1 protein-coding gene is annotated in these 12316 nt (G+C 68.1%); it reads left to right on the top strand.

The features are described from left to right. Positions 1 to 12016: non-ribosomal peptide synthetase (locus HOV91_RS36315; protein ID WP_174189739.1), on the top strand; the 12016-nt coding region annotated here is incomplete at its 5' end. Positions 12017 to 12316 lie beyond the last annotated feature (300 nt).

Below are 12316 nucleotides of genomic sequence, written 5' to 3'. Positions count from 1 at the left end.
GGATCTGGTCGCGGTCGGTATTCCGCGGTCGGTGGAGTCGGTGGTCGCGGTGTGGGCGGTGGCCAAGACCGGTGCGGGGTTCGTTCCGGTCGATCCGAACTATCCGGCCGACCGCGTCGAGCACATGGTGAAGGACTCGGGCGCCGTGCTGGGGCTGGCCGTCGCGCGCGTGGTGGCCGACCTGCCCAGCGAGATCGAATGGCTGATCGTCGATTCCGACGCCTGCGTCCAGCAGCTCGAGCGCTACCCGACCGAACCGGTCACCTATGCGGACCGGCTGCGGCAGCTGCGCGCGGAGCATCCGGCTTACGTCATCTACACCTCGGGGTCGACGGGCATGCCGAAGGGTGTGGTCGTCACGCAGGCGGGGTTGGCGAGTTTCTGTGCTGAGCAGCGTGATCGGTATCGGGTGACGAGTGCGTCGCGGACGTTGCATTTCGCGTCGCCGTCGTTCGACGCGTCGGTGCTGGAGTTGCTGCTCGCGCTGGGCGGCGCGGCCACCATGGTCGTGGTCGCGCCGACGGTGTACGGCGGTGACGAGCTGGCCGCGCTGTTGCGCCGGGAAGGCGTCACGCACGCGTTCATCACCCCGGCCGCGCTGGCGTCGGTGGATCCGGTGGGTCTGGACGAGTTGCGCGTGGTGGTGGCCGGTGGCGAGGCGTGCCCGCCGGAGCTGGTGCGGCGCTGGGTTCGTCCGATCGCCGACGGCAATCGTGAGTTCTACAACGGCTACGGGCCGACCGAGACCACGATCATGACGAATATCAGCGCGCCGCTGGTGCCCGGCGAGCCGGTGACCATCGGCGCGCCGATTCAGGCGACCACCGAGTACGTGCTGGACGAGCGCCTGGTCCCGGTGCCGATCGGGGTGGTCGGTGAGTTGTACATCGGCGGCCCGCAGTTGGCTCGCGGCTATCAGTTGCGCCCCGGCCTTACGGCCGTGCGTTTCGTGCCGAACCCGTTCGACCCGAACCATTCCCGGCTCTATCGCACCGGTGATCTGGTGCGTTGGACGCCGAATGGTGAGCTGGAGTATCTGGGTCGTAATGATTTCCAGGTGAAGATCCGTGGTTTCCGGATCGAGCTGGGTGAGATCGATGCGGTGCTGGCCGCGCACGAGACGGTCGATTTCGCGGTCACCGTCGGACATCAGTTGGACAGCGGCGCGACGATTCTCGCTTCCTACGTGCACGCCGCCGGCGGTCACTCGATCGACGCCGACGAACTGATCGCGCATGCCGAGCGCAGTCTGCCGGTGCACATGGTGCCGACCTCGCTCACCGTGCTGGAGGAGATCCCGCTGACGCCCGTGGGCAAGCTGGATCGTCGGGCCCTGCCCGCTCCGCAGTTGCAGACCAAGGAGTTCCGCGCCCCGTCGGGGCCGTTGGAGCAGTTGGTCGCCGGCGTCTTCGGCGACCTGCTCAGCGCGGGCGACGAGATCGGCGCGGACGACGACTTCTTCGAGCTGGGCGGCAATTCGCTGATCGCGACGCAGGTCGCGGCCCGGCTCGGGGCGTCGATCGGCGCGCGGGTTCCGGCGCGCACGGTGTTCGAAGCGCCGACGGTCGCGCTGCTGGCGGCCCAGCTCGCCGAATTCGACAGCGGCGCACCCCGGCCCGCGTTGGTGGCGGTGGAGCGTCCGGAGCGGGTGCCGTTGTCGTTGGCGCAGCAGCGGATGTGGTTTTTGAATCAGTTCGATACTGGTTCTGCGGCGAACAATATTCCGTTCGCGGTGCGGTTGTCTGGTGTGTTGGATGTGGCGGCGTTGCAGGCGGCGGTCGCGGATGTGGTCGAGCGTCATGAGTCGTTGCGGACGGTGTATCCGGCGGTGGACGGTACGGGTTATCAGGTGGTGGTGCCCGCCGCACAGGCCGTCCCCGACCTGACGCCGCACAGCCTCACCCCCGACGAGCTGCCGGATCGGCTGCGCACTTTCGCCGTCGCCGGTTTCGACGTGGCGGCCGAAGTGCCGCTGCGGCTCTCACTCGCGCGCGTCGGCTCCGACGAGTACGTCCTGGCTGTGGTGGTTCACCACATCGCGGCCGACGGCACGTCCATCGCGCCGCTGGTGCGCGATCTGATGACCGCCTATGTCGCGCGCAGCGCGGGCGCGGCGCCCGACTGGGCTCCGCTGCCGGTGCAGTACGCCGACTACACGCTGTGGCAGCGTGCCGTGCTCGGCGACGAGAACGACCCGCGTTCCGTGGCCGCCGCGCAGATCGCTTTCTGGCGGGACGCTCTGGCGGGCGTTCCGGATCGGCTCGACCTGCCGATGGATCGGCCGCGGCCGGCGTCGGCCTCCGGCCGTGGCGGCGTCTTCACCTTCGCCGTCGACGCGCCGACCCGCGCCCGGCTCGACGAACTCGCGCACGCCCGCGGCGCTTCGCTGTTCATGGTGGTGCACGCCGCCTTCGCGGCGCTGCTGGCCCGGCTGTCGGGCACCTCCGACATCACCATCGGCACGCCCGTTGCCGGTCGCGGCGAGGCGGAACTCGACGACTTGGTCGGCATGTTCGTCAACACGCTGGTACTGCGCACCGAGGTCGATCCGGCGGCGTCGTTCGCCGATCTGCTCGCGGCGACCAAGGAGCGCGACCTCGCGGCCTTCTCGCATGCGGAGTTGCCGTTCGAGCGGTTGGTCGAGGTGCTCGACCCGGTGCGGTCGCAGGCGCATCACCCGCTGTTCCAGGTGGCGCTGTTCTTCCAGAACATGGACCAGGCGCAGCTCGAGCTGCCCGGCCTGTCGGTCGGCGCGGTCGAGTTCGACGGCGCGGTGGCGAAATTCGATCTCCAGCTGACCATCACGCCGCAGGAAGGTCCGGACGCGGGCCTGGCGGCGATGTTCACCTACGCCGCCGATCTGTTCGACGAACGGACGATAGCCGAGTTCGCCGGGCGCCTGAACCGGCTGCTGCGCGCGGTCGCCGCCGATCCCGATCGCGCGCTCGGAGCTGTCGAGCTGCTCAGCGTGGTCGAGCGGGACCGCATCCTGCACGAGTGGAACGACACCCGCTACCCAGTGCGCGCGGAGCTGCTGCTCGACGGCTACCGCCGTGCCGTTGCGGCGCACCCGGACCAGATCGCGGTGGTTTATGAGGGTGTGGGGCTGACGTATCGGGAGTTCGATGCGCGGGTGAATCGTGTGGCGCGGTTGTTGATTTCGCAGGGCGTGGGTGCGGAGTCGTTGGTGGGGTTGGCGGTTCGTCGGTCGTTGGATCTTGTGGTGGGGATGTATGCGATCGTGGCGGCGGGTGGGGCGTATGTGCCGTTGGATCCGGATCATCCGGCCGAGCGCATCGCCCACATCCTGGACACCGCCCGCCCCCTCTGCGTCGTGACCACCGGTGCGGACGCAGCGACTCTCTTCGGTGACGTCCCTACCCTCGCCGTGGACACGCTGGATCTGGACGGATTCGACGACGGCCCGGTGCGTGCGGAGGAGTTGCTGCGCCCGGTCTCGCCGGACCACCCGGCGTACGTGATCTTCACCTCGGGGTCCACCGGTCGGCCCAAGGGCGTCGCGGTCTCGCATGCGGCGATCCACAACCAGATCACGTGGATGCTGGCGGAGTACCCGCTGGGCCCGGACGACGTGTATTTGCAGAAGACGGCGACGACGTTCGACGTCTCGCTGTGGGGTTACTTCATGCCGCTGCGGGTGGGCGCGAAGCTGGTCGTCGCCACGCCGGACGGCCATCGCGATCCCGCCTATGTCGCGGAAACCATTGCGGCGCAGGGCGTGACGGTCACCGACTTCGTGCCCTCCATGCTGACGGTCTTCGCCGCGCACACCGCGCCCGGAAGCTGCCCGACGCTGAAGCACGTCTTCGTGATCGGCGAGGCCCTGCCGCCGGAGACCGTAGCGTCCATGCAGGCGGTGTCCGACGCCGCGGTGCACAACCTGTACGGCCCGACCGAGGCGGCGGTGTCGGTGACCTACTGGCCCGCGGCGGCGGACGAGCGGTCTGTCCCGATCGGCTTGCCGCAGTGGAACACTCAGGTCTACGTGCTTGATTCGTGGTTGCGGCCGGTGCCGGTCGGTGTGCCGGGCGAGCTGTATCTCGCGGGTGGTCAGCTGGCTCGCGGCTATGTGCGGCGTCCCGACCTGACCGCTGACCGGTTCGTGGCCAACCCGTTCGCCTCGGGCCAGCGGATGTATCGCACCGGCGACCTGGTGGTGTGGCGCAAGGACGCCGACGACGCGGTGCTGGACTATCTGGGCCGGACCGATTTCCAGGTGAAGTTCCGTGGTCAGCGGATCGAGCTGGGGGAGATCGAGACGGCACTGCTGGCGCAGCCCTCGGTGAGCCAGGCGGCCGCGCTCGTCGCGCCTTCGGCGCTGGGCGATCAACTCGTCGCCTATGTCGTCCCCGCTCCAGGGGATCAGATCGACGCACAGGCACTGCGGGCCGCGATCGGGGAAACCCTGCCCACTTACATGGTTCCGGCCGCCATCGTGGCGCTGACCGAGTTCCCGCTGAATTCCAGCGGGAAGCTGGATCGCAAAGCACTGCCCGAGCCGACGTTCGAGACAAAGCATTTCCGTGCGCCCGCGAGCGCGCTCGAGGAGATCGTTGCCGGGGTGTTCGGCGAGGTTCTCGGGTTGGGCCGGGTAGGCGCGGATGACGATTTCTTCGCACTCGGTGGTAATTCGCTGGTCGCTACGCAGGTGGTGGCGCGTTTGGGCGCGGCGGTGGGTGCGCGGGTGCCGGTGCGGACGTTGTTCGAAGCGCCGACCGTGGTCTCCTTGGCGGCGGCGCTCGAGTCGCACACGCACGGTGAGCGCGGTGTGGAGCTGGGCAGTATCGCCCGTCCCGATCAGTTGCCGTTGTCGCTGGCGCAGCGGCGGATGTGGTTCCTGAATCGTTTCGATCAGACCGATGACGCTGCTGAGCAGATCGGTTCGGCGGCTTACAATCTGCCGTTCGCTCTGCGCCTGACCGGCGCATTGGACGTGGCCGCTCTGGGCGCCGCCCTGAACGATGTGGTCGCGCGCCACGAGGTGCTGCGCACGGTGTATCCGGAGACTGCGGACGGTCCGGTGCAGGTGGTGCTGCCCGCCGGGCAGGTTGCCTTGGACCTGACTCCCCGGCTGCTGGCCGAGACCGATGTGGCGAGCGCCGTGTACACCCTGGCCGCGACGCCGTTCGATGTGACCGCCGAAGTGCCGCTGCGGGCGGCACTGATCCAGGTCGACGGTGCGCCGCAGGAGTTCGTGCTCGCGGTGGTGGTGCACCACATCGCGGCGGACGCGTCATCGATGGGTCCGCTGGTGCGGGATGTGATGATCGCCTACGCGGCGCGCACCACGGGTGACGCACCGGGATGGACTCCGTTGCGGGTGCAGTACGCGGACTACGCGCTGTGGCAGCGCGCGGTGCTCGGCGAGGAATCCGATCCGCAATCCATCGCGGCGCAGCAGATCGCGTTCTGGCGTGATCAGCTGGCCGACCTGCCCGACTTGCTGGAGTTGCCGACGGATCGGCCGCGTCCGGCGGTGGCGTCGTTGGCCGGTGCGCGGGTGGATATCGAGATCGACGCGGCGACCCACGCCGGGCTCGTGGACTTGGCGCGTGCGCACGGTGCCACGCTGTTCATGGTGGTGCACGCGGCTTTCGCGGTGTTGCTGGCCCGACTGTCCGGCAGTTCGGATATCGCCATCGGTACCCCCGTCGCTGGTCGTGGTGAGCGGGCGCTCGATGACCTGATCGGTATGTTCGTCAACACCGTGGTCTTCCGGTCGCGGATCGATGGCGGGGAGTCGTTTGCCGCCCTGCTGGGCAAGCAGCGTGAATCCGATCTGCGGGCGTTCGCGCACGCGGATGTGCCGTTCGAGCGGTTGGTGGAGGTGTTGAATCCGCCGCGGTCGACGGCGCGTCATCCGTTGTTCCAGGTGGGGTTGTCCTTCCAGAACGTCGCGCGGACCGCGTTGGAGCTGCCCGGGTTGACGGTGGCCGGTGTCGACGCCGATTTGGATGTGTCGCAGTTCGATCTGCATTTGATCGTCGGTGACGGGTATGAGGAGTCGGGTGCGGCTGCTGGTATCGGTGGGTTCTTGACGTATGCGACCGATTTGTTCGATCGGGAGACGGTCGAGGGTTTCGCCGAGCGGTTCTCGCGTGTTCTGGCCGCTGTCGTCGCGGATTCCACGGTGCCGGTCGGCGATATCGACATCCTCGCCGACACCGAACGGCAGAACGTACTGGCGCGCTGGAACGCTACCGATCAGCCCGTCAACACGGGCGCGACCTTGGTCTCGTTGCTGGACGCCACAGTGGCGGCCGACCCGCGCGCGACGGCGCTCGTCGCCGATACGGCCGAGGGCGAGCGGGTCGAGCTGACCTATGCCGAACTCGATGCTCGGGTGAATCGTCTTGCGCGGCATTTGATCTCGTTGGGTGTGGGTCCGGAGTCGCGGGTGGCGTTGGCGTTGCGGCGGTCGGTGGATCTGGTCGTGGCGATGTATGCGGTGGCGAAGTCCGGTGGTGGGTATGTGCCGGTGGATCCGGATCAGGCTGCCGAGCGCACCAGCTACATCCTGGAGACGGCGGCACCGGTGTGTGTGCTGACGAATGCCGAGGCGCAGTTCGGCACCGATGTCGCTGACGTGGTGCGGATTGATGAACTCGATTTGTCGGGTGTGGACGCCAGGCCGGTCACGGATGTTGATCGGGTTGCGCCGTTGCGTCCGGAGAACACGGCGTATGTGATCTTCACTTCGGGTTCGACGGGTCGGCCGAAGGGTGTGGCGGTGCCGCATGGGGCGATCGCGAATCAGTTGCAGTGGAAGAACGTCGAGTTCGGTCTCGATGCCGCGGATGCGATTCTGTTGAAGACGGCCGCGACGTTCGATTTGTCGGTGTGGGAGTTCTGGTCGGCGGTGGTGTGTGGTGGCCGTCTGGTGATCGCCGCGCCGGACGGTCACCGGGACCCGGCGTATCTGAACGAACTCATGGCACAGGAATGGGTCACGACGCTGCACGTCGTGCCTTCCATGCTCGACGTCTTGTCGACCACCGGTATGCCGGATTCGTTGTGGCGGGTGTTGGCGATTGGTGAGGCGTTGCCGGGTTCGCTGGCGCAGCGGTTCTTGTCTGATTATCCGCGTTCGGAGTTGTTCAATCTGTATGGTCCGACCGAGGCGGCGGTGTCGATCACCAGTCATCGGGTGACTGTCGCTGATGAGATGTCGGTGTCGATCGGTGTTCCGGAGTGGAACAGCCGGGTCTACGTTCTCGATGGGCGGTTGCGTCCGGTCCCGGTGGGTGTTTCGGGTGAGTTGTATTTGGCTGGTGCGCAGTTGGCGCGTGGCTATTTCGGTCGTGCGGATTTGACGGCGGATCGGTTTGTGGCGAATCCGTTCGAGCCGGGTGCTCGGATGTATCGCACGGGTGACCTGGTCGCGTGGAACAGCCACGGTGAGCTCGAGTACCGGGGTCGTACGGATTTCCAGGTGAAGATCCGTGGGTTCCGTATCGAACTCGGTGAGATCGAAGCCGCGCTGCTGGGGCTGCCGGAGATCGCGCAGACGGCGGTGATCGCGAAGTCGGATCCGAAGACCGGTGACCGTTTGGTGGCTTATCTGGTGCCCAGCGATACCGAAACCGATGTCGATGTGGCGCGGGTGAAGTCGGAACTCACCGCGAATCTGCCCTCGTATATGGTGCCTGCGGCGTTCGTGGTGTTGGATGCGTTGCCGTTGAATGTGAACGGCAAGCTGGATCGTAAGGCGTTGCCGGAGCCGGAGTTCGAGGTTCAGGCGTTTCGTGCGCCCTCGACTCCGATCGAGGAGATCGTGGCCAACGTGTACGCCGAGGTTCTCGGTGTGGAACGCGTCGGTGCGGATGACGATTTCTTCGCTTTGGGTGGTAATTCGCTGTTGGCGACGCAGGTCGCCGCGCGTATCGGTGCGGCTTTGGATGCTCGTGTTCCGGTGCGTGTGTTGTTCGAGGCGTCCACCGTCGCTGGGCTGGCCGTCAAGGTCGAGCATCACGCGGGTGCCGGTGGCCGCAAAGCCTTGGTCGCGGGTCCGCGTCCGGAGCGGATTCCGCTGTCGCTGGCTCAGCAGCGCATGTGGTTCCTCAACCAGTTCGACCCGGGGTCGTCGGTCTACAACATCCCGGCCGCCATCCGCCTGACCGGCGAGTTGGACGTCTCCGCGCTGCGGCAGGCGGTCGCGGACCTGGTCGCGCGCCACGAGATCCTGCGCACGATCTACCCGCAGACGTCCGAGGGTCCGGTCCAGCAGGTGCTCGGGGTGGACGAGGTGTCGATCGGCCTCGTTCCCACCCGCGTCGAGGCAGCGGATCTGGTCGCCGCGGTGACCGCGGTGGTGACGGCCGGTTTCGAGGTGACCACCGAGGTCCCGTTCCGGGTGGAACTGTTCGAGGTCGCGACCACGGGCGCGGACGACCCCACCGAGCACGTGCTCGCGTTCGTCGCGCACCACATCAGCTCCGACGGCTGGTCGCTCGGACCGCTCACCCGGGATCTGGTCCTGGCCTACGAGGCGCGCAGCAGAGGCGCGGCCCCGGCCATGGCCCCGCTGCCGGTCCAGTACGCCGACTACAGCCTCTGGCAGCGCGAGGTGCTCGGTTCGGAGACCGACCCGCAGAGCCTGATCGCGCAGCAGGCCGAGTACTGGCGCGGCACGCTCGCCGGCCTGCCGGACGAACTACCGCTTCCGGCCGATCGGCCCCGGCCCGCGCAGGCGTCCTATCGCGGAGCGACCTTCGCCTTCGATATCGATGCCGAGCTGCACGCCGGGCTCGAACGCCTCGCCCAGCAGCACAATTCGACACTGTTCATGGTGGTGCACGCCGCGCTCGCGGTGCTGCTGGCCCGGTTGTCGGGCACCTCGGACATCGCCATCGGCACGCCGGTGGCCGGTCGCGGCGAGGCCGAACTCGACGACCTGATCGGCATGTTCGTCAACACCCTGGTGCTGCGCACCGAGGTCGAGCCGGGCACGCCGTTCGAGGCGCTGCTCGCCGAGGTCCGCCGGACCGACGTCGCCGCGTTCGGCCACGCCGATCTGCCGTTCGAGCGCCTGGTGGAGTTGCTCGATCCGGTCCGCTCCGCGGCGCGGCATCCGCTGTTCCAGGTGATGCTGGTGCTGCAGAATCTCGCGCCCGCCACACTCGAACTGCCCGGGCTCACGGTGTCGGGCATCGATCCGCAGGTGACGGCCGCGAAGTTCGATTTGCAGATCACCCTGGCCGAACAGCCGGACGCGCGGGGAATCTCGGTGGTGGTCGGCTACGCGACCGACCTGTTCGACGAATCGACCGTGCGTAACTTCGCGAGCCGGTTGCGCCGCGTCCTCGCGGCGGTCGCCGCCGACGCCACCGCCGTGGTCGGCGACATCGATGTGCTGGCGCCGGGCGAACGGGATCAGGTCCTGAGCGCTTGGAATGCGCGGGGCGCGTGGGTCCCCGGCGCGACACTGCCGGATGTGATCGCCGAGCAGGCGTGGTTGCGTCCGGATGCGGTCGCGATTCGGTTCGGTGAGCGTTCGTTGACGTTCGGTGAGTTGCAGCGTCGGGCGAATCAGGTGGCGCGGGCGTTGATCGCCCGAGGTGCGGGCCCTGAATCTTTGGTGGCGGTGGCGGTGCCACGTACCGATGAGCTGCCGGTGGCGTTGCTGGGTGTGTTGACCGCGGGTGCGGCGTATCTGCCGATCGATACCACTTATCCGGTGCAGCGGCTGGAGTTCATGCTCGAAGACGCCGCCCCGGTGTGTGTTCTGACCACTGCGGAGCAGCGCGACGCGGTGCCTGCCGGTGAGCTTCCGGTGGTGCTGATGTCCGAGGCTGGTACGCACTCTGATGCGCCGGTAGGTGATGCGGAGCGTGTGGCACCGCTGCGCCCGGACAATCTGGCGTATGTCATCTATACCTCCGGTTCCACGGGTGTGCCGAAGGGTGTGGGTGTCGCGCATCGCAACGTGGTGGAGTTGTTCGCCAATACGCAGCCGTTGTTCGAGTTCGGTCCTGATGATGTGTGGACGTTGTTCCATTCGTTCGCGTTCGATTTCTCGGTGTGGGAGTTGTGGTGCGCGTTGGCGCACGGCGGCCGTGTGGTCGTGGTCGACTACCTGACTTCGCGTTCGCCGGAGCAGTTCCGGGAGTTGCTGGCCGGTGAGCGGGTGACGGTGCTGAATCAGACGCCGTCGGCGTTCTATCAGTTGGTGGAGGCCGATCGGGCGGCGACCGCGGGCGAGTTGGCGTTGCGGTATGTGGTCTTCGGTGGTGAGGCGCTGGATCTGCGCAAGCTGGGCCGCTGGTATGAACGCCACGGCGCGGGCGCCCGGTTGGTGAACATGTACGGCATCACCGAGACCACGGTGCATGTGTCGTTCTTGCCGGTGTCCGAGCGTGACGCGCAGGACGCGGCCAGTGTGATCGGGCGGGCGATTCCGGGTTTGGACGCGTATGTGCTGGATCGGCGGTTGCATCCGGCGCCGGTGGGAGTGCCCGGTGAGATCCATGTGGTCGGTGCGCAGTTGTCCAGGGGTTATCTGGGCCGTCCTGGTTTGACGGCGTCGCGTTTCGTGGCGAATCCGTTCGGTGCGCCGGGGTCGCGGATGTATCGCTCCGGTGATATCGGCCGGTGGCGCGCGGCGGCCGACGACGCGGTTCTCGAGTACGCCGGGCGTGGTGATCAGCAGGTGCAGTTGCGCGGGTTCCGTATCGAGCTCGGCGAGATCGAGGCGGCGCTGTTGGGCTGCGACGGTGTCGGGCAGGCGGTCGCGCTGGTCCGCGAGGACGAGCACGCCGGTGAGCGGTTGATCGGGTACGTGGTGCCCGACACCGGGGTGAGCATCGATCCGGCCGCGGTCAGGGCCGAGGTCGCCCGGTTCCTCACCGGTTATATGGTGCCGGACGCGGTGGTGGTGCTGGACGCGCTGCCGTTGACGCCGAACGGCAAGCTGGACCGGCGAGCGCTGCCCGCGCCGGAGTTCGTCAGCGGGATCGGCTACCGCGCGCCGGAGACGGCGACCGAGCAGGCGGTGGCCGCGGCGTTCGCCGAACTGCTCGACGCCGAGCGGGTCGGACTCGACGACGACTTCTTCGCCCTCGGCGGCAACTCGCTGCTCGCGGCGCAGGTGGTCGGGCGGCTGCGGGAGGCGACCGCGGCGACGGTGCGCGTGCAGTGGTTCTTCACCGACGCGACGGTGGCGGGCCTGGCCGCCCGCATCGACGCGGGCGACGCCGACGTCAACGCGGCGCTGGACGTGCTGCTGCCGATCCGCGCGAGTGGTTCGGCGGCCCCGCTGTTCTGCCTCCACCCGATGTACGGCTTGGCCTGGTCCTACGCGGGGCTGGCCCAGTTCCTGCCCGCCGAGCAGCCGATCTTCGGCCTGCAATCGCCCGCGCTTTCGGAGGACGGCGAGCTGCCCGGTTCGCTGGACGAGCTGGCCGAGCGCTACCTGGCCGAGATCAGGGCGGTCCAACCGCAAGGTCCGTACCGGTTGCTCGGCTGGTCGCTCGGTGGTGTGCTCGCCCATGCCATCGCCACCAGACTGCAGGACGCGGGGGAGCGGGTGGAGTTGCTGGCCATGATGGACAGCCATCCGAATCCGGACGTCGTCGGCTTCCGCGCCGCGCTGCGCGGCGCCCTGGCCGAATTCGGTCTCGGTACGGCGGTCGCGGCGGGCGATGATGTCTACGACCTCGACGACGAGGCGTTGGCCACATTGCACGCCATGATCCCGGCGGATCTCGTCGCGGTGACTCCGCAGCGTCTGCGCCGGATCTATCGCAGCGCGGTCCGCTCGGCGGAGCTGATCGCCGAGCACCGGCCCGGGGTCTTCCGCGGCACCGTGCAGTACTTCAGCGCGGCCGTAGCCGACCCCACCGACGAGTTGCGCGCCGCCGCGGCGGACTGGTGGCCGTACGTGCAGGGCATGGTCGTCGACCGGCCGGTCGAGGTCACCCACGCCCGGATGGCCGCGCCGGAGGCGCTGGCGGTGATCGGCCCGCAGCTGGCCGCGCTGCTGGACGGTCGACGCTGATCGTCCGGCCGACGCCGAAACCCGGATCGCGCGTCGGCAAGGAATAATCGTCCCCGGCGCTCGTCGCACGCGTCCGCTCCCGCGATCCGGAACCCACGGTTCGCGGCCGGTCGTGCTCGGCGTACGCCGGCGGTTCGGTAACGATCGGCATGCGCGTGTTCGATGATCATGAGGGCGAGAGCATGGTGAACGTGCGCGTGGCGACAACAGACAGGGTGAGGCAGCACGATGGTTCGGGCGGTCGGTCAGCGGTGTGACGAGACTGCGGAAGCGGTGCGCGCATGACCCGCCCGGCCCGTG

The organism is Nocardia barduliensis, assembly GCF_013315795.1.
GTDB classification, from domain to species: Bacteria; Actinomycetota; Actinomycetes; order Mycobacteriales; family Mycobacteriaceae; genus Nocardia; species Nocardia barduliensis.
The sequence above is the reverse complement of the archived record's forward strand: the minus strand, read 5'-3'. Positions and strand labels throughout refer to the sequence as shown.